Origin of the sequence: Alteromonas portus (assembly GCF_005117025.1) — a bacterium.
Classification (GTDB): Bacteria; Pseudomonadota; Gammaproteobacteria; order Enterobacterales; family Alteromonadaceae; genus Alteromonas; species Alteromonas portus.
Map to the genome: position 1 here is coordinate 550536 of NZ_SWCO01000001.1, position 22320 is coordinate 572855.

Annotated in this window: 20 protein-coding genes; 17 read left to right on the forward strand and 3 right to left on the reverse strand. The window is 42.6% G+C overall.

From position 1 onward, the window contains the following. Positions 1–15: 15 nt before the first annotated feature. Positions 16–2058 carry a flagellar hook-associated protein FlgK gene (gene flgK, locus E5672_RS02220; protein WP_136780727.1) on the forward strand — a complete coding sequence of 681 codons (2043 nt, stop codon included), beginning with the start codon at positions 16–18 and terminating at the stop codon, positions 2056–2058. Positions 2059–2065: 7 nt separating this feature from the next. After that, positions 2066–3289, forward strand: coding sequence for a flagellar hook-associated protein FlgL (flgL, locus tag E5672_RS02225; protein WP_136780728.1), 1224 nt, complete (start codon positions 2066–2068; stop codon positions 3287–3289). A gap of 6 nt (positions 3290–3295) precedes the next feature. Here flgL and E5672_RS02230 read toward each other — a convergent pair whose 3' ends face one another. Continuing rightward, positions 3296–4270 carry a hypothetical protein gene (locus E5672_RS02230; RefSeq protein ID WP_136780729.1) on the reverse strand — a complete coding sequence of 325 codons (975 nt, stop codon included), beginning with the start codon at positions 4268–4270 and terminating at the stop codon, positions 3296–3298. 239 nt (positions 4271–4509) lie between these two features. On the opposite strand from E5672_RS02230, the gene E5672_RS02235 reads away from it, so the two are divergent. From E5672_RS02235 to pseI, 15 genes are all read left to right on the forward strand, one after another. Continuing rightward, positions 4510–5355, forward strand: coding sequence for a flagellin N-terminal helical domain-containing protein (locus tag E5672_RS02235; protein WP_136780730.1), 846 nt, complete (start codon positions 4510–4512; stop codon positions 5353–5355). A gap of 704 nt (positions 5356–6059) precedes the next feature. Continuing rightward, entirely contained in the window at positions 6060–6908 is an 849-nt protein-coding gene (locus tag E5672_RS02240) for a flagellin N-terminal helical domain-containing protein (RefSeq protein ID WP_136780731.1), read from the forward strand. Between the two features lie 750 nt (positions 6909–7658). Continuing rightward, on the forward strand, positions 7659–8498 hold the full coding sequence (locus tag E5672_RS02245) for a flagellin N-terminal helical domain-containing protein (RefSeq protein WP_136780732.1): 840 nt from the start codon (positions 7659–7661) through the stop codon (positions 8496–8498). An 88-nt stretch (positions 8499–8586) separates the two neighbouring features. Continuing rightward, positions 8587–9090 (forward strand): flagellar protein FlaG, encoded by a 504-nt coding sequence (locus tag E5672_RS02250; protein WP_136780733.1) that lies wholly within the window; start codon positions 8587–8589, stop codon positions 9088–9090. Positions 9091–9101: 11 nt separating this feature from the next. Then, entirely contained in the window at positions 9102–10532 is a 1431-nt protein-coding gene (gene fliD, locus E5672_RS02255; RefSeq protein WP_136780734.1) for a flagellar filament capping protein FliD, read from the forward strand. 21 nt (positions 10533–10553) lie between these two features. After that, positions 10554–10982 (forward strand): flagellar export chaperone FliS, encoded by a 429-nt coding sequence (gene fliS, locus E5672_RS02260; RefSeq protein ID WP_136780735.1) that lies wholly within the window; start codon positions 10554–10556, stop codon positions 10980–10982. Next, on the forward strand, positions 10979–11296 hold the full coding sequence (locus tag E5672_RS02265) for a hypothetical protein (RefSeq protein WP_136780736.1): 318 nt from the start codon (positions 10979–10981) through the stop codon (positions 11294–11296). Before fliS ends, E5672_RS02265 begins: the two co-directional genes overlap by 4 nt. Then, the gene (locus E5672_RS02270; RefSeq protein WP_136780737.1) at positions 11296–14658 is read left to right on the forward strand and encodes a motility associated factor glycosyltransferase family protein; all 3363 of its coding nucleotides are present in this window, start codon (positions 11296–11298) and stop codon (positions 14656–14658) included. The genes E5672_RS02265 and E5672_RS02270 overlap by 1 nt, the downstream gene beginning before the upstream one ends. Before the next feature lie 78 nt (positions 14659–14736). After that, entirely contained in the window at positions 14737–15432 is a 696-nt protein-coding gene (gene pseF, locus E5672_RS02275; RefSeq protein WP_136780738.1) for a pseudaminic acid cytidylyltransferase, read from the forward strand. Positions 15433–15434: 2 nt separating this feature from the next. Continuing rightward, the gene (pseG, locus tag E5672_RS02280; RefSeq protein WP_136780739.1) at positions 15435–16556 is read left to right on the forward strand and encodes a UDP-2,4-diacetamido-2,4,6-trideoxy-beta-L-altropyranose hydrolase; all 1122 of its coding nucleotides are present in this window, start codon (positions 15435–15437) and stop codon (positions 16554–16556) included. Between the two features lie 12 nt (positions 16557–16568). Next, positions 16569–17210, forward strand: coding sequence for an acetyltransferase (locus tag E5672_RS02285; RefSeq protein WP_136780740.1), 642 nt, complete (start codon positions 16569–16571; stop codon positions 17208–17210). Next, positions 17210–17800 (forward strand): hypothetical protein, encoded by a 591-nt coding sequence (locus E5672_RS02290; RefSeq protein ID WP_136780741.1) that lies wholly within the window; start codon positions 17210–17212, stop codon positions 17798–17800. The genes E5672_RS02285 and E5672_RS02290 overlap by 1 nt, the downstream gene beginning before the upstream one ends. 1 nt (position 17801) lies before the next feature. Beyond that, the gene (locus tag E5672_RS02295; RefSeq protein ID WP_136780742.1) at positions 17802–18740 is read left to right on the forward strand and encodes a ketoacyl-ACP synthase III; all 939 of its coding nucleotides are present in this window, start codon (positions 17802–17804) and stop codon (positions 18738–18740) included. Beyond that, a complete protein-coding gene (locus E5672_RS02300) occupies positions 18730–18957 on the forward strand; it encodes an acyl carrier protein (RefSeq protein ID WP_161569370.1) in 228 nt (75 codons plus the stop codon). Before E5672_RS02295 ends, E5672_RS02300 begins: the two co-directional genes overlap by 11 nt. Positions 18958–18960: 3 nt before the next feature. Beyond that, complete coding sequence (pseI, locus tag E5672_RS02305; RefSeq protein WP_136780744.1) at positions 18961–19974, forward strand: pseudaminic acid synthase; 1014 nt, start codon at positions 18961–18963, stop codon at positions 19972–19974. Here pseI and pseC read toward each other — a convergent pair. Both pseC and pseB read right to left on the reverse strand, forming a co-directional pair. Continuing rightward, on the reverse strand, positions 19967–21136 hold the full coding sequence (pseC, locus tag E5672_RS02310; RefSeq protein WP_136780745.1) for a UDP-4-amino-4,6-dideoxy-N-acetyl-beta-L-altrosamine transaminase: 1170 nt from the start codon (positions 21134–21136) through the stop codon (positions 19967–19969). The genes pseI and pseC overlap by 8 nt on opposite strands. Then, entirely contained in the window at positions 21133–22134 is a 1002-nt protein-coding gene (gene pseB, locus E5672_RS02315; RefSeq protein ID WP_136780746.1) for a UDP-N-acetylglucosamine 4,6-dehydratase (inverting), read from the reverse strand. Before pseB ends, pseC begins: the two co-directional genes overlap by 4 nt. Positions 22135–22320: the final 186 nt, after the last annotated feature.

The window sequence follows — 22320 nt, forward strand, 5'->3', positions numbered from 1 at the left end:
GGTGAGGAGAATACAGTGAGTTCTGTTGATTTATATTCATTAGCCACAAGCGGCGTAAACGCTAGCAGCAAGCTACTTCAAACTACGAGTAACAATATTGCAAACGTCAATACGCCTGGCTATGTTCGCGAGCGCACTGAGCTTCAAAACAGTCAAGTTTTTGGTGTGGAGATTGGCAATACTGAACGTATTATCAACGTATTTGCACAAAATCAGCTGCGCCGCGACATCACCGCAGTGGGGGAACTTGAAGCCTTTTCTAGTAAAACTACAGCCATTGATAACCTACTAGCTAGTGAAGCGAACTCAATTTCTCAAGGCCTGAGTGAATACTTTTCAGCCCTACAAACCGCCGCTGACGATCCAACAAATCTTGCGTCTCGTGAACAAGTACTTAGCAAATCCGAGTCCTTGTACAACCGAATGAGAACCTTGTCGGATTACATGTTAGAAAAAGAAGAAGAACTCAATTTGGAGTTCACTTCAATGGTAAACAGGGCGAATACGCTGATTGGCAATATTGGTGATTTAAACCGCAATATTGTTATTGCAAATGGTAATAATACGAGCGATCAACCAAGCGCTCTGCTTAACGAACGAGATCAAGCTATCGACGAGCTTGCCTCTATCATGGGAATTACGGTTAAAGAGAGCACTACGCAAAATGGTGCTGTAACAATTAATCTGACCTCAGGCGAGTCGCTTGTTCTTGAAAACGGCGCATTTAACCTTTTTGAGTTAAGCTCTAGTGCCGATTTAACTACTAAAGAGATTAAATTAGAAACTGACTTTGGTTCACAAACGAAAAATAACGCCTCGTTACGCATCTTAGAAAGTGACCTTGGCGGCGCATTGGGCGGACTTTTTGAGTATCGCAACGACGTGTTAGGGCCGACAATGCGTGACGTCGGTCAGCTGTCTATTGCGTTTGCAGATGCGATGAATACGCAGAACAAACTCGGTATGGATTTAGATGGTCAAATCGGCGGGAACATTTTCGACATACCTTCATTTAGAGGCCTAGCCTATGAAGACACCAATGGTGACTACGTAGTTACAGCACAAATCACTGAAGGTAAGGGTGCTGAATTAACTGATGCCGATTATAAAATCGAAGTAACCGCAGTTGCTGCAGGCGTGCCCAGTGAAATAGAAATTACATTTTTAAACCCAGATGGCACACCTAAAAAAGATGCTTCAGGTAATGACATTATTTATTCAAACTTTGCGGTAACCTCTGGTTTTAATGAACTCCCTGGCGGAATTGAAGTAGATTTTTCAGGAAGTGACCCTTACACCGTTGGTAACGAGTTTCTGATTCAGCCAACTAAAGATGTGGCTTCAAATATAAGCCTAGCCACCAATCGCCCTGAAGATTTAGCCTTCGCCAATCCGGTAAGAGCCGGTGCCGATAACGCAAACTTGGGTAGCGCTAACGTTATTGACGTAACCGTTTCAAATACGGAAGTGGGAACGTCTGCCTTTGACGGAGCGGGGGGGCTTTTAAGTTCAGCACCAGCTCAAATTAGCTTTACGGCTGCAGATACCTATGAAGTGTTAGATGGAAACGGTACGGTGTTAGCGACTGTCACTGGCACAACAAATTTAAATAATCTGATTAGTCAGGCGGGTATAAGCCCAGATCCCGGCTTTGACCTTAGCTTAGATGGCGTGCCTAAAGCTGGGGATAGCTTTTCAATAAGCTATAATACAGATGGCTTTAACGACAATAGTAACGCGCTTAACTTAGCCGCTATTCAAAATGAAAACAAAGTTCAGGTAAGTAGCGAAGCCACCAATACGCCGAGAACGTTCCAAGATGCCTATGCGTCTATGGTAGGGCGTATCGGCGAGGAAGCATCTATGGCAAGTGTCTCATTGGCTTCAGCGGAAGCAATGAAAGTGCAATCACAAAATTGGTTTGAGTCTGTGTCGGGCGTAAGTTTGGACGAAGAGGCGGCAAACTTAATTAAGTATCAACAAAGCTATGCGGCTGCGGCGCGAATTTTGTCTACGGCACAAGAACTATTCAATACTATTTTGCAGTCAGTAAGGTAGGTGAGCTATGCGTATATCAACGAATCAAATTTATGATCAAAACATGCGCTCGATCATGCAAAATCAGGGCGATTTGGCAAAGACTCAAGAGCAACTATCCACTGGCAAGCGCATTATCACGCCCAGTGATGACCCTGTTGGCGCTGCAAAGGTACTTCGTCTTACCGAAGAAATTGATGAGCTAACTCAATTTCAACGCAATAATGATCTGGTAACCGGTTCGCTCGAGCAGCAAGAAGCTGTTCTTACAAATATCACTAACTCAATTAACCGTGCGCGTACCCTTATAGTCCAAGCGGGAAATGGGATTTTAGACGATCCCGACAAGCGCGCTATTGGCTCTGAGCTAGAGCAAATAAAGCTAGAGATATTTGACTTGATGAATACACAAGATGCAGACGGGAATTATCTTTATGCCGGTTTTCAATCTGGAAATCAGGCGTTCACTTACAATCCTGCGTCAGGTGGAAATGCCATTACTTTCTCTGGAGATGCTGGTGTTAATTTTATCCAACTCTCTAATAGTTCGAAAATTCAATCGACCAGCAACGGTTATGAAGTTTTTGAAAATGTACTGTCTCGTTTTAATTTTTCAGTGACGGGGAGTACGGTGGGATCGTTAGACGGAGCCACCATTTCAGAACAAGGCACCTTTGATACCTTTTTTAACAATAACTACGACGCGGTGAATAGCTCGAATAACGATTTTCGCATAGACTTTTTGGGCACAGGTCAGGCACAACTTGTTAATCAAAACAGCGGTGCAGTTATTGACACAGTGGGCTATACGTCTGGCGAACCGTTCACGATAAAAGGAATGCAGTTTGATGCTGTCGCCGCGCCGGGTACCAGTATCGATTTTTCTCTAGACCAACCCGAGAAAAAGAGCATGGCACAGACTATTCACGAGGTTCAAACACTGCTATCCGATAGCACTATTAATCATGGAGCACTGCAAGATGCCATTGCAGATGCTTTAGTGGGTTTAGATAACGGGTTAGAAAAGATATCGCTTGAGCGCGCGTCTATAGGTAGTCGACTCAATATTGCTGAAAGTACCTATGAAAGTAATTTGGATATGGAAATTGCGGCCAAAGCTCAGCGCTCTTCTATTCAAGATGTTGATTACGCTGAGGCGTCAACTGAATTTGCTAAACAGGAAACGGCCTTAAGCGCTGCACTAGCTACATTTCCACAGGTATCTAACTTGTCGCTATTTAATTATATCTAGTCAGTGTTAAAAGAGCGTTTTAATTCCTTCAATTTTGCCCAGATAAACTCTGGCTTGATTGTCAACATGACTCGAATAGTAGGATATATAAAGAAGATCATTATCTAATACCAACCCCGGATAACTAGTATCACCACTGCTGGGCATTGTTAATAGACAGGTTAGTTCTTTTTTCGTGGCATCGAAATGCCAAACGCACGTTGAAAACGCTCTTTTTTCCCAATCCACATGTCTGCCGGCAACCAAGTAAGTTGTAGCAGTTAATGCAACGGCACAAGGCCCACCAATATAAATCCCCAAATCATGCCAATTCCACTTTGTATAAGGGGGCCTAGATGTGCCAAATTGGGCTGAAAACGTATCAGAATCACGCCTTACAAAAGCTGTAGCTTGTCCTTCAGCGTCAAACAAAAGTGCGCTTTCATTTGGAAAGCCTTTGTTGTTTTTAGCAAGGCCAAAAACGTTTGCCTTATGGATTCGCATCGCTCGCGTTGGATCGCCTTCATACAACGAAATGTAATCAGCGGGGCGATGATAAGCAAAACCAAAGGCTTTGTTGTTCGTCCATTGCGGTTTCCATATCCACCAACCATTATCTCCAAACCAATGTTTACTTGACCAAGATTTTCCAGTGGTGGTGAAAATACTGAGCATTTTTGTGTGGGCTTGATCATTTTCATCAATAGTCTTTGCAAAGGCCGTTAGTATAATCCTATGCCCATCGAACATCAGTTTAGGATCTCTTAAGTCTGTACCAGGCTCGTTGACCAAAACCTTACTGACAACCTCAAATGTTTTTTTACTAACAGTAAGAATGACTATTACCCCATCTCTGCTCACATGATTAGTTGCCTGACGATAACAGCACAACAGTGAATTACTACTTTTGTCGAAAGGGTTATCTATCAAATCAGTAAAGGCTGCATGAATAGCGGGTGGTGAAATACGACAAATTTCAACTAACTTAATTTTTTTATTCAATTGAAATCTCCTTTATAAATCTGATGTTTAGGAAAAGTTTTTGGCTCTTTGAGCGGCAATATATTACCGCTAATCGGCAAATATCGTAATTTTTTCTAAAGAGAATTTATATGTTGTCGATACAGTTTCTGAGAGAGCCAGTTCATCAATTACCCCTCAGGTCTTGATGACTACTAAAACAAAACGTCGGAAATTCCGACAGCCAGCGCACGCTGGACTGAGAGTGTAGGAGAGACTTTATGTCTATGTTCGTTAATACCAATGTGTCCTCATTGAATGCCCAGCGTCAGCTATTTGATGTAAGCAATTCTTTGAGCACCTCTTTTGAGCGTCTATCTTCAGGCTTCCGTATCAACAGCGCTGCTGATGATGCCGCAGGTCTTCAGATTACCGATCGTATGACCTCACAAATTGAAGGTCTAAACCAAGCTGTACGTAACGCCAACGATGCAATTTCACTTTCGCAGACTGCTGAAGGTGCGTTGTCTGAGACAACTACAGCACTTCAACGTATTCGTACTCTAGCAATCCAATCACAAAACGGTATCAACAGTTCTGCTGACCGTGCTGCGCTTCAAAAAGAAGTTTCTGCATTACGTACAGAAATTTCACGTATTGCTACCACCACTGAATTTGCCGGTGTAAGTATTCTATCTGGTGCGTTCTCTGCTTCGTTCCTAGTAGGTGCGAACTCAGGTCAGACAATTTCAGTTAACTTGTCTTCACCTACGCTAACTGCTGCGGGTGTTTCAGGTTTTGGACCGTCAGGCCTAGGAATTGGTTCAGGCGATGTTCTTACTGCAGAAAATGCTTCAACAATTCTTGATAATGTAGATAGCGCAATTTCTGCGATTGGTAGCTTACGTGCCGATTTAGGTGCCTTACAGAACCGCTTCCAGTCAACTATCCGTAACTTAAGCAACATCTCTGAGAACGTATCGGCTGCACGTTCACAGATTAAGGATACCGATTTCGCGACTGAAACAGCTAACCTAACCCGTAACCAGATCATTCAGCAGGCAAGTACTACTGTATTATCACAGGCTAACCAGCGTCCGCAGGCTGCATTACAGCTTCTAGGTTAATCGCCATTAACGTGAAGCCAGGAGGTAGTGCTCTAGTTCACGTGCGTTTAAAGCTGGTCTTCTAAAGGCCAGCTTTTTTATATTCCTACCATTTAAACGTTTTAAAACCCTTCCTTACCCTGAAGTTGTCGTTAATTTGAGTTTATAAAGCTCTGAAATTAAATGCTTTTTTAATTAATTTCTTTTTTTCTCTAAAATTCTCAAAAAATATCTAAAGTAAAAATCGATCTTTGACGATAACTAATACAAAGGGGAGATAAACAGTGTTTTTATCCTCTACGCTTCTAAAGTTTATGTTTAAAAGCGTTATAAGCACAGTTTTAATTCAGATTTAATTTGAAATCCTGAATTTAAAAGTTAGGAAAAACAGTGCTTTATATTGATAAAAATGTTTGAAAAAAACATTAAAGAAATTTCAAGTTAAGGTCGATAAAAGATGGAGTTTGCTGAGGGATGGTAAGAGCTGCTGACCGGCGAGAATAGAGCCAGGAGGTAGTGAGAGGTTTGAGGTTCTGGAACACCAAACCCACCGACCAGCAAAGAGAAGTAACTTCTCTACTTAGCAAGTTCCATTGGTAGTGTGCCAATGAAACGTCAGAATAAACTGACAATGTTCATGAAGCACAGGTTATGCCAAAAATTTAATTTAATTGCGCAAATAATAAAACCAATAGCGCCATACTCGAAACTGTTAGGAGAGACCCATGAGTCTATTTGTTAATACCAATGTGTCATCATTAAATGCACAACGCCAATTGTTTACTACAGGTAATAATCTGAGCACTGCTTTTGAGCGCCTTTCATCAGGCTTCAGAATCAACAGCGCGGCAGATGACGCGGCAGGACTGCAAATTACCGACCGTATGACTTCGCAAATTCAAGGTTTAGATCAAGCCGTTCGTAACGCTAACGATGGTATTTCATTAGCGCAAACAGCAGAAGGCGCAATGGCCGAAACAACCACAGCTTTGCAACGTATTCGTACGTTAGCGATTCAATCTCAAAACGGTATTAACAGTTCAGCTGACCGAGCAGCACTACAAAAAGAAGTGTCTGCACTAAGAACGGAAATCTCAAGAATTGCGACTACTACCGAGTTTGCCGGTGTAAGTATCCTTTCTGGTGTATTTTCAGCATCTTTCTTGGTTGGCGCAAACTCAGGCCAGACGATTTCAGTGAATTTATCGACGCCAGCGTTAACCGCAGCGGGTGTAACTGGTTTCAGTGCTACTGGTTTAGGAATTATTTCAGCCGACGTTTTAACCGCGGCTGGCGCATCGGCTTTGCTTGATGATGTTGATACAGCTATATCGGCAATTGGTGGCCTTCGTGCAGATTTGGGTGCTATTCAAAATAGATTCCAGTCTACAATTAGAAACTTAAGTAACATCTCAGAGAACGTATCAGCGGCAAGATCGCGAATCAAAGATGCGGACTTTGCCACCGAGACGGCAGAACTAAGCCGCAACCAGATTTTACAGCAGGCAAGTACAACTATCCTGGCGCAGGCAAACCAGCGTCCACAGGCTGCACTTTCACTGCTAGGTGGTTAATAGATAAGGCGCTTGATTTGGGAAGGAGTTGAGAGGCCATCCCCAAGAAGGTAAGCGGCCATAAAGGCCGCTCCTTTAAGAAAGCGTCGACTAACAGGACTGAGAGTGTAGAAGTGTTGGTTGAGAGGCCAGTTTATCCTACTAAATACCTGCCAGCCGACAGAAACTGAATTTGCTCAATCTCCTAACGTGAGCAAATTGGCCGAGATTAAATTGTCTCGGCCTTTTTTTTAGTATTACCGAAACATCCCGCCAATTTCAAACAAATTGCTGAGCAAGACAATCTGTTCAAATATTTATTAGCAGCTTCAATGCCAACTTTTTATTTAGGATAAAAAATTCTCTGCCTGTTTTATCGATAACACGTGCAGTTACCCTTTATTCCAATTCTTTACCCGTTAAATTTACAAACCGGTTCTTTTCCCAGCCATCCGCATAAGCATTTGGTGCTGCTTAGCTACAAATCTTCAAGAACACTTCAACTATTGCCTGATAAATAAACCTAATTTCCTGAATTCTCACGTGGTTATTTTTTCTATTTATTCAATGGTTTACAGGTTTTTGATGAAAAATAATAAAAAAAACGAAAAAAAAACTAAAGAACCTAAAGGGTTGGCCGATACCAATGGTTGAGGGGTAATTTACTTTACTTTTAACAGAGGCGTTAGCTCGGAGTAGTGACCAAGCTAATTTGAACTGGAAGGATTTGATCGTACCACATTGGTCGACGAGTCCCTAGGAGGTATTCCAATGAGTTTATTCGTTAACACAAATGTGTCTTCGATCAACGCACAACGTCAGCTTTTTGACGTAAATGATCGTCTTAACACGTCGTTCGAAAGATTGTCTTCAGGTTTTAGAATCAACAGTGCCGCAGATGACGCTGCAGGTCTTCAAATTTCTGACAGACTTACGTCGCAAGTTCAGGGTCTGAACCAAGCCGTACGTAACGCAAACGACGCTATTTCTCTAGCGCAAACAGCAGAAGGTGCGATTAGCGAGATTACTACGAGCCTACAGCGTATTCGCCAGTTATCTATTCAATCGCAAAATGGTATCAACTCATCTGCCGACCGTTTGGCGCTACAAAAAGAAGTATCAGCATTAAGAACTGAAATTTCTCGTATCGCGACTGATACTCAGTTTGGTAACGTTAACATCTTAGATGGTAATTTTTCTGCTTCATTCCTAGTAGGTGCTAACGCAGGTCAAACGATTTCAGTAAATCTTTCAACCGGTAATCTAGGTTCAATCACTGGCTTTAGTACTGCTGGTCTTGGTATCGATAGCAACAGTGTTTCTACGGCGGCTGGTGCATCTGCACTACTTAGCGCTGTAGATGCTGCAATTTCTGGTATCGGGGGCGTTCGTGCTGATTTAGGTGCGCTTCAAAACAGATTCCAGTCGACTATTCGTAACCTGAGTAACATCAGTGAGAACTTGTCTGCGGCACGCTCTCAAATCAGAGATACAGACTTTGCTGCGGAAACGGCTGAACTAACGCGTAACCAGATTATTCAGCAAGCATCTGTTTCAGTTCTGAGCCAGGCCAACCAGCGTCCACAAACTGCGCTATCGTTGCTTGGATAAGCTATAATACAATTTAGCCTTAGTTGAGATGTAACGGGTGCTTGCTTAGGCAGGTTCCCGTTTTGTCGTTTCAGAAGGGGGTAGAAACGTGGAAATACCGAATATTCAAAATGGTCAGCCTTTTGCATCAAAAACAGGAATAGGTGTAACGACAGATAATGCTGCCAGTACTGTACCGCCGGTAAGGGATAATCTAAGTTCACCTAAGGAAGCGCAGAGCGGCGCTACTAATAATATAGACGAGCGTAATAAGACGTCATTAAGTCAGCAAGTTGAAGCTGAATTAGAGAACGAAAATTCGTCTCAAGGTTTATCTCAAGACGCCGATAACCAAGGTGGAGAGAGGAATGCTGCTAGTCTCGAAGAGGCAGTGGCAAAAGTTGAATCATTTCTAACTGTTCAAAACAGGGACTTAACTTTTTCAATCGACGAAAATACCAATCGTTCGGTAGTTACAGTTAAAGACGGTCAATCTGGAGACGTTATTCGGCAAATTCCTTCCGAGGAACTTTTGAAGCTTGCCGAAAGAATCCAGGAACTACAGCAGGATGTAGGGAATAGCGTAGGGGTGTTCATCAACAATCAGGTTTAATGAGGTAGGTTATGACTATTCAGTCGCTAGGTGTAGGTTCAGGTTTAGCACTTGACGATCTTGTTCAGCAGCTCTTAGATGCAGAGAGATTGCCGAAAGAAGAAAGGCTAAACGCAAAAGAAGAGCAAATCGAAGCTGAAATATCTGGTCTTGGTCAAATCAAATCCAAGCTGTCAGATTTTAAGGATGCAGTAGACGATTTACGTAGCGATACTGATATTAATGGTCGAGAGCCTACAATTGTTAACCCTTCAGAAGATGACGACGTGTTATCGGCTGATGCGTCGAGCTCTGCCTTGCGCGGAAGTTACGATATTACCGTACAACAGCTTGCGTCAGGGAGTCGTATAACAACTGACGCCGGTGCATTTACTTCCAGTACAGATCCTGTTTTAACTTCTGGAACAGGCTCGTTGACCTTCAGTATTCCTGGCGGCGATTCATTTACTATCAACGTTGATTCTGGCACGTCTCTGGTGGATCTTAGAGAGGCGATAAATAGTGCAGATGATAATTTTGGTGTAACTGCGAATATCATAGATACAGGCACCGCCGAAGGGCCACGTCTAGTTTTTCTTTCTGAGGAAACTGGCGATGGCAATGATTTGGTTATCAATAATGATACGGGTGCAGCAGAATTAGACAGGCTTTCGACTGCGGGCGGCACCAACAATATTAGTGCTGCTAATATAGAGTCGGCTAAAAACGCAATTGCATTTGTGGACGGAATTGAAGTTCAAAGTCAATCTAACAAGTTTGAAAACACCATCCAAAACGTTACGTTTGATGTGAACGAGATTTCACCAAAAGATAACGCAGGCAATTTTTTGTCAACCACTCTGAAAATTGGTTTTGACAAAGAAGGGTTAGAGCAGAAAATTAGAGATTTCGTTGATAATTACAATGCAATAATTGACGAGATAGGTACATTAACGCGCTATGGTGAATCCGAGTTAGAAGAGGATGGTGCGCTTGCTGGAGACTCATTGCTAAGAGGAATTCAGTCTGGATTATCATCTATCATCGGCGATAACGTGTCTACTTCACAACTTGGCGGTTTATTTAGACTTGGTATAGAGCTAGATCAAGATGGTAAATTGGAAATTAGCTCTTCAGACTTTGGAATTGGGTCTGGTGAAGATAGGCTAAAAGATGCGTTGGAAGATAATTTCGACGACATCGCCACATTGTTTACTGATGAAAACGAAGGTATAGCCGTTCGTCTCTACGATTTTGTTGATGAATTCACGTCATCTGGAGGCCTTATTTCTCTGCGTGAAAAAACAGCAAAAGAGAATAGGGAAGACGTCTATTCTGATAGGGAAACCTTGGAACTTCGTATGTTTAGCTATGAGCAAATTTTGCGAGATAAATACCTAAACTTAGACCAGACCGTGGCACAATTGAATCAGACAAGCTCGGCATTATTAGCCGCACTATAACGTACGAGTTTCGGAGAAAGTATGTCCCTCAAAGGTATTAACGCCTACAAAAAAGGCAATTTGAAGCAAGATGTTGCCAACGCAGACCCGCATAAATTAACCTTGATGTTGCTTCAGGGCGCGTTAGATAGAATTGCCTACGCAAAAGGCGCGATGGAAAGAAAAGAGCTGCAAGAAAAGGCGACGTTTATTTCAAAAGCAACGGCTATCATTATTCACCTGCGTGACACGCTAGACGTCAAAGTGGGTGGGGAAGTTGCAGAAAACATGTTCGCCCTTTATGAATTTATGATCGAAAAGTTAAACGAGGCTCATGTAAACAATGATGTCAAATTGTTAGACGAAGTGTCTTCGCTTTTAACGCCAATTAGAGATGCATGGGTGCAAATTCCTCAAGAAGCGAAGGAAGAAGCATTTCGAGCGCAACGTGAAAGTAAGCAAGCCATTTGAACGTTGATAAATTAAATCACTCTTTAACACCACTTTTTCTAAGTAAAATTAACGCAGCAATTGCGGTTTGCGCGGCGGCAGAGCCTGCCGCGCTCTCGACTGAACGGTTCCATCACCTTATTACCCTTCGACATTCCTTAGTGCTGCGCGAGTTGCGCCGGCTTTCAGAAGATGCCCGTTCGGCTTTTGCTGAAAAAGAATTAACTATTAACCGAGAACTCGAAGCGCTAGCCCTTGAGTTGAAGTTAGCAGCAAAAGAGGAGATAGTTGGCTTTTCGAGAGCGCAAAAAGCGGTAAAGAGATATAAAAAATAATGCTTAAAGCCATTAAATTTTACCTTTTAGATGATGAAGAGCAACAGTCATCACTAGAAGTTGAATCTGCATATGCGATTAAAAAGAACAAAGAAAAAAGCCTGATAGCCTTCAAACGTGTGATGCCTGTTATCTGTGCTCAGTTAATGCAATCGCGAAGCACGTCTACATCTGTGTTCGTCAATAAAGATAAAGAGCTCGATATTGTCGATTTTAACAGCGGCAAGGTATTGTATGGCGAACAGGTAACAGCAAGTATTCACAAGCATGTGGATGCTTTTTTACGTTCTCCTTCTGTTCTAAACAAAGACGGCTTTTCGCAGCAAGCCGTTCCCCTAGATGATAACGCTGACGTATTGGTAGTGTTGGGATTGGCTCTAGGCATTCATCTTTTAAAGCTAGTGAGAGAAACTAACTTTAAAAGTATTATTCTTTACGAACCTAATTTTGAATACACACACTGTTCTATGTATACAGGTGTGTGGCCGGAAATTTTTAAAATTGCCGCCGGAAAAGGGACAGCGATATATTTCCAAAGCCAGCGTGACGGAAGTTCAGTCTTAGAAGACTTAAGTGAACTAAAGCAAGTTAGCCCGTTTACTACTGTCTATTTCTATCAGCATTATCACAGCGTGAGCTTTGACTCAGTGATGAGAAGCCTGTCAGAGCTATCCATCGATAACATACAAAGGCGTTTATTTTCTTTTCCTTCATTACAACCATTTGACGATTATTTAGTCCCATGGAGCCCAATAGTCACAAGAAATAATTGGGATAAAAGTCATCTCAGTCGCGACACCTTTGATAAAAATATAGCGGCGTTTTCTAAGTACTATCCAGACATAGCTAACGAATTTAAAGATTATGTTCCGCTCAAGTGGGAACCTCGAGGGAATAAACGAGGAGAAGTAAACCTCTTTCACATAGAGACCAGTACGCCACTTCATGGCGAGAGTCCAAAACACGAATCTGAATTGGCTTATGAGGCGTTTGTTAGGCAACCAAACAGAGATAACTTAATTTTAGGTTACGCAGGTGGGAAGCTGATTCATTACTCGCACCATAAAATGGTCAAAAGAATCCAAGAACATTTAGCGGGAATGGAAGAGGAAGAAGGTGAGCTGCCAGAAACTGTTAAGTCGATGCTTCTTTTTGGAATGGGAGCGGGCTATCAACTTGAAGCTTTAAGTGAATCTCGAGATATCGAAAAGCTCTTTGTTTGTGAGCCTAATCGAGATTACTTTTTTGCTTCCCTGTATGCGATAGATTGGGCAGCAATACTTAGCAAGGTTGAAGAAAAACGACACCGCATTTATCTCAACATAGGCGATGATGGTAGCAACTTAGTTCGCGACCTGTTAAGTCAGTTCCATTCCATTGGTACCCATATTATTGCAAATACCTACCTCTCCCTTGGTTACGATAACGAGGTGCTACTGCCTGCTGTCGATAAACTTAGAGAAGACCTGCGTTTGATAGTTGCTATGGGTGAATATTTCGAACATGCTCGCTTTGGGACAACACACACCAAATGGGCGGTAGAAAACAATATAGGGTTTTATCGCAAAGCCGGTGTGCAGCGCATGGGTAAAGACCTAAGTGATGTTGCCGTGTTTATTGTAGGAAACGGCCCCTCTCTTGACAGTCTAATGCCGCTTTTAAAAGAAGAAAGAGAAAATGCTATCGTTATCTCGTGCGGAACAGCCCTTCAAGCAATGTATAGCAATGGGATTGTTCCCGATTTTCATGCGGAAGTGGAATCGAACCGAGCATCTTTTGACTGGGCATCGCGAATTGGTGACAAGGCATATTTAAAGCAAATTAATTTTATCAGCTGCAATGGTGTGCATCCTGATACGGCTGAGCTTTATAAAAATACTTACCTCGCTTTCAAAGAGGGGGAGTCATCAACAGTATTCATGAAAGAACTCTTTCCTGAGTTAGATTTGCCTTTCCTTCATTTTTCTTATCCCACCGTGTCTAATTTCGTCATTAATTACGTGTTAGAACTGGGCTTCAAACAAGTTTACTTGTTTGGTGTGGACCTAGGTATGGTTGATGTTAACCATCATCATTCTAAGTCTTCAGGCTATTATAAAAAAGATGGTGGCGAATTGTTCAATCACGCCGAACGGATAGACACTTCATTGGTAGTGCCGGGTAATTTAAGACCCTATGTAAATACCAAATTTGAATTCAATATGTCTAAATCCGTGATTGAAAAAAACCTTGCAGCCTTTAGTGATGCCGACGTGTATAACTTAAATGATGGCGCAAAAATCGTCGGCAGCCCTCCATTAGAGCAAGACGCGTTAATTATCACTAATTCATTGGAAGACAAACAGGCGGCGATGAACTGGATTCAAACTCAGGCTCATGTTCCTATTCCAGCCGATGAATTCCAACAACGATTTGCTAAACGTTTTAACCATGAAGCGTTAATTGAGGACATCACTAGTTTCAAGGCATTATCTGAGCGAGAATTTAACGGGCGCGAAGATATCGATAAGCTCGTGTTCGACCAGCGAAAATTTCTGGTCGAAGCGTATCTGCGTAAATGCTCTATTCTGTTTTTCTACTTTAATGGTACCTCGAACTATATAAACAGTATTTTTAGTAAATTAACGCATTTCAAGAACGACGAACTTGTTATGGAAAAGTTTGAGGCAATAAGAGAGTGTTGGCATAGCTTTCTAGATGACGCACTTACGAGTATTTCGATGTACCCGGATGCCTTTGACACTGTCTCAAGTTTTACAAGAGAAAGGCAAGAGATCACCCTTCAAGAGTTTACAGAAAGAGAACGCGTAGCTTTCGTTAGTGATTCTGTGAGCAACGTACTAAGTGCACTAGAAATTAACCAAAATACTGAAGATACCCAGTGCCATTATCAGATTGAAGTTATTTCGAGTGTTTCTGGTTTGAAAGAGCGAAAGGCTGATGTAAGCCGAATGGCGTATATTGTTAATGACCCAGAACTTCTAGTGGCATTACATAAACAATTCAAACCCGCTGAAAGCAATATTCTTGTATTTTGTCCATTCGAAGGTTTTGATGATAAAAGGCTCGAAAAAGCCGTTTTTACCGCGGTACTAGCGCTAACCTCGAGTGATAAATTGCAATTGGTGTTTCCTAAGCTTGAGCAAGAAGATTGGGGAAGCTTCTTTGAGAATTACTTCCCTGTTCTATCCTGCGGTATGACATCATTTGAAACCTATAATATGTTTGCTTTAGCTTCTGAACCTCTGGCCGATAAAGAAATGACGAATGAAGGCGGTGATAGATTTTGGTTGTGTCCAAGACCGTTAGAAACATCACTTTGTGAGACAAAGCTCATTTTCAGTAAAAAGAAGTCGTCTTAGCGTGATCAAATTGATGAGTCATCGTGCCATTAGCGTCAAACGTTATTAAACTAGAATACGCTAACAGCAGAGACATATATGAATGTAGCAATAATTCCAGCGCGAGGTGGAAGCAAACGTATTTTGCGAAAAAACCTTCGTTCTTTTTGCAATAAACCTATTATTGCCTGGTCTATTGAAGCGGCTTTAAACTCTGCGCAATTTGATAAAGTTATTGTAAGTACAGATGACGATGAAATTGCTCAGTTTGCTATTGAAAAAGGGGCAGATGTTCCCTTTGTTCGTCCGGCCGAGTTATCTGATGATCACGCGATAACCCGCGATGTAGTTAATCACGCACTCACATGGTTAGCTGAGAACGAGCAACCGGCAGAATACTGTTGTGTGTTATATGCTACGGCCCCTTTTGTCACATCTAATGATTTGGCTAGCGCCTTTGCACAGTTAAAAAGTTCAAAGAGAGACTTTTGCTTTGCAGCTACCAGTTTTCCTTTCCCGATTCAGCGTGCTTTTTATTTTACGCCGCAAGGCGACATTGAAATGTTCGACAAAAAGCAAATGAAAACACGTTCTCAAGATCTACAAGAAGCCTACCATGATGCGGGGCAATTTTACTGGGGAAAAGCTGACGCTTTTCTACAAAATTTGCCTATGTACTCTCAGCACGCCAGCGCGTTTTTGATGCCAAGATATCGCGTACAAGATATTGATACCGAAGAAGATTGGGAAACCGCAGAACTCTTGTTTAGCGCGATACAGTCGCGAGGGCTGTAAGGGTGAACAACACAGTTACAGCACTATTTCGAGTAGATAGTGCACAGCACATAGGAACGGGCCACGTCATGCGTTGCCTGACGCTAGCTACGCTATTGAGAGAGCGGGGCGTATCGATAATCTTTATTTCAAAGCCGCATAAAGGGCATTGCTTAGATGAAGTGAGGCGAGCAGGTTTTAAGGTTATAGAGCTACCTGTAGCTGAGTCTGCCAAATATGAAGGGAGTTGGTGCCCTCATGCTAGTTGGTTAGGCGGCACAGAATCGTTCGACGCAGAGCAAACTTTGGTGTCGTTACAAAATGTGACGTTAACAGAGCATGTAATTGTTATAGTCGACCATTTTTCGCTTACGTCTAAGTGGCACACTACGGTAAAAGAAGCCCTTGATGCCAAAATCGTCGTAATTGATGGTTTAGCCGATCGGCTCCTGCAATGTGATGTATTAATTGATCCTAATCTCGTGCTCAATCCTCAAGAAAAATGGGGCGGGAAAATACACAACGATACTAGGCTTATGATTGGGCCTCAGTACTTTCCATTGCGAGAAGAGTTTTCCTGTGTCTCTTCAACATTGCGCCAATCAATTAAGCGCCTTTTTGTTTGCTTTGGTGGTATGGACAAAGATAATGCCACCTTGTTTGTATGCGAACTGCTCGCTAAATGGAATGAAACGTTAGATGAGCCCGTTAGTGTTGATGTTGTTATAGGCAGGCATCATCCACATAAGCAAGAAATAATAACGTTCTGTGAACAACATGGCATCGAATTACATGTACAGGCATCGAATATTTCATCCTTAATGTCACAAGCTGATTTAGCTATTGGCGGAGGGGGGACCATATCTTGGGAGCGCTGTATGATGGCCTTACCAACAGTTATCCTCACCATTGCTCAAAATCAGGTTGCACAGGCAATTGCATTAGAAGCAAAGGGGGCGGCGGTTTATGTTGGCGACTTCAGTAAAGACTGCGAAAGATTAAAAGAGATTAAGCAACGCGTTATCAACGTGCTTGAGGACTTTAAGGGCTCTTCGAGTAAATTAAATGTGATGTCCGCGAGGGCGCTATCAGTTATGGATGCATACAGCCACAGTCAATTGTGGGTAGATGAAATTATCAGTTAAAGGCAGAGTGTATTGAAAAAGGTAGTGATCATAGGTGGTGGCGGGAATGGCTTAGTTGTCGCGCAAATTGTGCTTGATTTAATTAAGACAGGCGAGCCTATCGAGCTTGTAGGTTTTTTAAATGACAATATTCCTGTAGGTGAGCACATAGAATGCTGGCCAGTATTAGGAGCGCCCCATGAATGGGACAGGCTAGACGGCAATATCTCTTTCGTTTACGCACTTCTGTCTGTTGGAAAAATGAAAGTTCGCGCTGAAAAGTTTAAACAGCTCAATATTCCGCAAAGCCGAATGGCAACAGTGGTTCACCCATCTGCGAGCATTGGTTTTAATGTAAAACTGGGTAGTGGTGTCGTCGTTGCTGCCAACGCTGTACTTCAACCTGGCGCAAAGGTAGGAGATAACTGTTTTATTCGCGCGAATGCTAATCTTGGGCACGATGTAGCGCTTGATGACTTAGTTGATATAGGCCCTAATTCAACGCTTTGCGGTTATGCACACGTTGAAGAGGGGGTTCAAATAGCACCCAACTCAGTGGTTAGAGACAGCGTGCGTGTAGGAGCGTACAGCACGGTGGCTGCTGGCGCTGCTATTTTCAAAGATGTTGCCCCTGGCGCCACTATGTTAGGAAATCCGGCTAAAAGGATTCGATAATGAAAACAGAACTTAAGTTTAAAGGCTCGCGAAAGTACTTACACAGTACGGACTTCTACACCTGGTTTATCACTGCAGTATGTAATACGAATCAAATTGTTACCAAACTGGTGTTTAAGCAATTGATTCATCGCCAATGTCAGGTTTTGTTAGGGCAGGTCCAGGATGTGGCTGAAAAAGACATTGTTGGTACCGTTGAGCTTTTCGATAAAAACACTCAAGAAAAAACTCGAGGGTTGATTGTCGAGACCAATACATCAGTAGATGAGTCCTACCCATTTGATGAGGATAAGCTGGTAAAAGACGCCGAGATAATTTCCTCGCAGCAACAGGCCACTGCTTTTTATCGCAATGACTGCACAACCGTTGAGCTTGTAGTGGCATTAACGAAAAAGCTTCATAACACACTCTTTAGTCTAAATAAGGGAAAGTGGTTGGTGGGACAGCTTAACTTTTGCGATGAGCTGCCGATAGTTTATGAAAGTCTTTCTATTAAAACTACGCGAATGATGCAAAACAAGTTTTCGATTAACGACGTTATAATCGATGGTAAACGTTTTGGAACCGTGCAGTTTATTGTTGGAGAATAGCATGATAGGCATTAAGGCTATTTCAAGCTACATACCTAAAGACGGTGTAGACAACTTCAAGCAAGCGGAAGCTTTTGAGGAAACAGCATCATTTGTTGAGACCAAACTCGGTGCTCGGTTTTTGCCGAGATTAGAAGAGGGTGATGATACCTCTGATATGGCAGTAAAGGCGGTGGAAACTTTACTTTCTGAATCGGACCTCGCTAAAGAAGATATAGATGCACTAATTGTTGTAACTCAAAACCCAGACGGTCACGGTTTGCCACACTGCGCCGCCCTTGTTCACCAAAAACTAGCGTTACCTACCCACGTGGCGGCCTTTGACGTTTCATTGGGGTGCTCAGGATATGTTTATGGTTTATCAATTCTACAAGGCTTCTTGGCTGCATCTGGTAAAAAAAATGGCGTCTTGGTTACCGCTGATCCGTATTCAAAAGTGATCACAACGCCTAATAGAACAACCTCTATGCTGTTCGGCGACGCTGCTTCTGCAACATGGATGGGAGAAAATCCCCAGTATTTGGTTTCAGACTGCACATTTGGTACGGATGGAAAAGGCGCTGAGCACTTAAAAGTAGAGCAAGGCGAGCTTTACATGAATGGAAGACAAGTTTTTAATTTTGCTTCGTTGAATGTTGCCCCTGCTATAAAATCATTATTAGAAAAGAATGATTGGTCCGAAGACAGTGTAGATGCGTTCATTTTGCACCAGGGAAGTTTGGCTATCGTTGACGCAATAGCAAGGCGTTTCAAAGGCAGCGAAGATAAGTTTATTAAAGCTTTAGAAGAGACGGGGAACACTGTCTCTTCATCCATCCCGCTCATATTGAAAAACTATTTGAATAGTGGCAACTCAACGCGACTTGTTTTAAGCGGGTTTGGCGTAGGGTTTTCGTGGGCCACCTGCCTATTAAAGAGGAATGAAGAACATGTTAACTGAAGCAGACGTAAAACAAGCAATGACAGACTCTGGTGTGACAGCAGATGTGAGCAACCTAGGTAGCGAACAGGCATTTTCTGAGTATGGATTAGATAGCTTAGATTTATTCAATTTGTTTGTAGAGCTTGAAGGCAAGACAGGCGTCACTGTACCAGATGAAGACCTCGATAAGTTAAAGTCTATTGATGACGTACTTGTATACTTTAATAAGTCTTAATAGATGTACCCATTTACCGACCAAGTATTCATCATTGCCGAGTTGTCTGCCAATCACAATAACGATTTTGGTTTGGCGGTTAATACGATAAAAGCAATGGCAAAAGCGGGAGCTAACGCGGTTAAAGTACAAACTTACACCGCTGATTCGCTGGCCATAAATATTGACAATGACATTTTTGGAAAACGCAAAGATGGCCTATGGAAAGGCCGTACTTTATGGGATCTATATAAAGAAGCCTCCATGCCATATGAATGGCATGAGCCTCTTCAAAAAGTAGCTCAAGAACTAGGGCTAGTGTTTTTTTCCAGCCCGTTTGATTTGGATGGTGTGGCACTTTTAGAAGAGCTTAACGTCCCCCTCTATAAAATCGCGTCCTTCGAAATTACTGATATTCCCTTGATTAGAGCGGTAGCGAAAACAGGCAAACCTATTATTATTTCAACAGGGGTAGCGGAAGAAGCGGACATCGCCTTAGCGTTAGAAACCTGTCACAAAGAGAATAATCATCAAATAACGCTATTGAAGTGCACGTCGAATTACCCTTCTACTCTTGCTGATGCCAATCTTAAAACCATGGTAGACATGCGTGACAGGTTCAATTCTACTGTAGGTGTTTCTGACCATACTATGGGCTCTGTGGTACCCATAACGGCTACAGCGATGGGAGCCAGAGTCATAGAAAAGCACTTTATTTTAGACAGAGCATTAGGTGGTCCGGATTCCGCGTTTTCAATGGAGCCGGACGAGTTTGCTGGTATGGTAGAAAGTGTCCGTCAAGTAGAACTAACCTTAGGTAACGTTACCTATAAGGTGAGCGAAAAAGATAAGTTAAGACGCCGCTCACTTTACGCTAGTGCACCCATTCAAAAAGGGCAGCCCTTCACCCGTAACAACGTTAAGTCGCTTAGAACAGGTTTTGGCTTGGCACCGCAATACCTAGATGCACTTGTTAGTCGTAATGCGTCTAGGGGGTACAGTATAGGCGACCCTATATCACCTGAGGAAATTAGTTAGACAATTGACTAACAACCTCAACTGTCGTGTCTACTACGTATTGCGCTTCTTCTTCACTCAGAGAAGGGTAAAGAGGTAGCGTAATTGCTTGTTTGTAATATTGCTCAGCGTTTGGGTAGTCACCGTTTTTAAAGCCTAAATTTTGGTAAAACGGCTGAAGGTGAATGGGAATGTAGTGAACGTGAGCAAAAATTCCTTTATCTCTTAAGGTTTCGATTGCCGCTCTGTGGGAATCTGAGTTCAAGCTTGTACATTTTATAACGTACAAATGATAGCTGCTGTAGCAGTCTGTCATTACGTCAAGCGGCGTGATCTTATCTTGTTTTCTGAATGCGTCGTTGTAAAAAGACGCGAGCTCGTTTCTTTGCTCTACGAACTGAGTTAGTTTAGTTAATTGGCTTGCACCTAAGGCCGCTTCTACATCGTTCATGCGGTAGTTAAACCCTAGCTGAACTTGCTGGTAATACCAAGGTCCGTGCGATTCTTCAGTCATTTCGTCTTGATTAGCGGTAACGCCATGGCTTCGCATCAGCTGAATTTGCCGGGCTAATTCGCTGCTATTAGTTAAGGCTGCGCCCCCTTCCATGGTCGTTATTATTTTAACAGGATGGAAACTGAAAACCGTAATATCTGAATATTGACAGCTACCTACGGGTTGTTCGCAGTATTTCCCTCCAATTGCATGAGAAGCATCTTCAATGACATAAAAATTATATTTCTTAGCAAGGGAGGCAATCGCTTTCATATCGCATGACTGACCTGCGAAATGGACTGGAATTACAACTTTGGGTAGTGTACCTAGCTCTTTTGCTTTAGCTAATTTGGCGTCTAATGCATGAACAGATAAGTTTCCAGTGTTAGGATCTATGTCGACAAAGTCGATTGTCGCGCCACAATAAATGGCACAGTTCGCCGAGGCAACGAAAGAGTTAGGACTTGTCCATACAATGTCGTTTTTTTGTACGCCGAGTGCGAGGCAAGCAAGGTGCAGCGCCGACGTAGCACTATTTACTGCAACGGCGTGCTTTACGTCACAATACTGGGTCAGAGCAGCTTCAAAAGTAGGGACAGCAGGCCCCTGCGTTAGCCAGCTTGATTTCAGTGTATTAACAACCGCGTTAATGTCATTTTCATCAATTGACTGACGTCCATAGGGGATCACTTATCGGCATCCTTATTACAAGAAACGATTTCATCCACTGTAAGAAAATGTGGGTTTGTGTCAGAGACATACTCGAAACCATCTGATACCGGTTTACCCTGTTCTTCCAACCCGTTCGAAGTGAAGTTGTTACTTCTGTGGAAGAATTTGATAGATGGCGCAATGACAAAGTGATCGTCATACTCAAAAGTGTGAAAGGCCATGTCGCCAGGGCACATCATTTCGTGAAGCTTTTCGCCCGGTCGAATACCCACAATTTTTATTGGCACACCCGGGGCCATAGCTTCGGCCAAATCGGTAATTCTAATCGACGGTATCTTAGGTACGAATATTTCGCCGCCAAGCATACGCTCGAAATTTTTCAGTACAAAGTCTACGCCCTGTTGAAGAGTTATCCAAAAACGGGTCATATCCTTGTGTGTGACAGGAATATGGTCTGTACCTTCTTCAATGAGTTTCTGGAAAAAAGGAACAACTGAGCCTCGAGAGCCTACTACGTTTCCATACCTCACTACTGAAAATCGAGGTCTGTCTGAACCCACCATATTATTTGCGGCAACAAATAGCTTATCGGAGGCAAGCTTAGTAGCACCGTAAAGGTTTACAGGGTTAGCCGCTTTATCCGTCGACAAGGCAATGACTTTACTTACCGAATTATCGATAGCGGCGTTAATAACATTTTCGGCACCATCGATATTAGTTCGGATACACTCAGTGGGGTTATATTCAGCAGCGGGAACTTGTTTCATGGCGGCTGCATGAATAACGTAATCCACACCCTGCATTGCGCGAGTAAGACGGTCTTTGTCTCGCACATCGCCTATAAAGTAGCGCATACATGGAGCGTTAAATTTCTGCTGCATTTCGAACTGCTTTAGCTCGTCGCGCGAATAGATAATTAAGCGCTTGGGGTTATAGCGTGATAACAAATTCTCAGTGTATTTATGACCGAATGAACCTGTACCACCAGTTATCAATATAGACTTACCGTCAAACATAGAACGCCCACGATTTTTATGATTATCATTTAAATATATCATGTGTCGGCAACAATGCCATAAACCATTAGGCCACAACGATTATTCATTAAAAATAATGTGAAATTATACAAATCATATGGCGATCTATTCTGCTTAAAGCAAAAAATTAAATCTAATTGGCGCGCAAGGTAAAGGTTGCCAATA

Bases quoted from the DNA above. Each gene is read 5' to 3' on its own strand.
- flgL (WP_136780728.1), top strand. From the start codon at position 2,066: ATGCGTATATCAACGAATCAAATTTATGATCAAAACATGCGCTCGATC.
- E5672_RS02235 (WP_136780730.1), top strand. From the start codon at position 4,510: ATGTCTATGTTCGTTAATACCAATGTGTCCTCATTGAATGCCCAGCGT.
- E5672_RS02240 (WP_136780731.1), top strand. From the start codon at position 6,060: ATGAGTCTATTTGTTAATACCAATGTGTCATCATTAAATGCACAACGC.
- E5672_RS02245 (WP_136780732.1), top strand. From the start codon at position 7,659: ATGAGTTTATTCGTTAACACAAATGTGTCTTCGATCAACGCACAACGT.
- fliD (WP_136780734.1), top strand. From the start codon at position 9,102: ATGACTATTCAGTCGCTAGGTGTAGGTTCAGGTTTAGCACTTGACGAT.
- fliS (WP_136780735.1), top strand. From the start codon at position 10,554: ATGTCCCTCAAAGGTATTAACGCCTACAAAAAAGGCAATTTGAAGCAA.
- E5672_RS02270 (WP_136780737.1), top strand. From the start codon at position 11,296: ATGCTTAAAGCCATTAAATTTTACCTTTTAGATGATGAAGAGCAACAG.
- pseF (WP_136780738.1), top strand. From the start codon at position 14,737: ATGAATGTAGCAATAATTCCAGCGCGAGGTGGAAGCAAACGTATTTTG.
- E5672_RS02290 (WP_136780741.1), top strand. From the start codon at position 17,210: ATGAAAACAGAACTTAAGTTTAAAGGCTCGCGAAAGTACTTACACAGT.
- E5672_RS02295 (WP_136780742.1), top strand. From the start codon at position 17,802: ATGATAGGCATTAAGGCTATTTCAAGCTACATACCTAAAGACGGTGTA.
- E5672_RS02300 (WP_161569370.1), top strand. From the start codon at position 18,730: ATGTTAACTGAAGCAGACGTAAAACAAGCAATGACAGACTCTGGTGTG.
- pseI (WP_136780744.1), top strand. From the start codon at position 18,961: ATGTACCCATTTACCGACCAAGTATTCATCATTGCCGAGTTGTCTGCC.
- pseB (WP_136780746.1), bottom strand. From the start codon at position 22,134: ATGTTTGACGGTAAGTCTATATTGATAACTGGTGGTACAGGTTCATTC.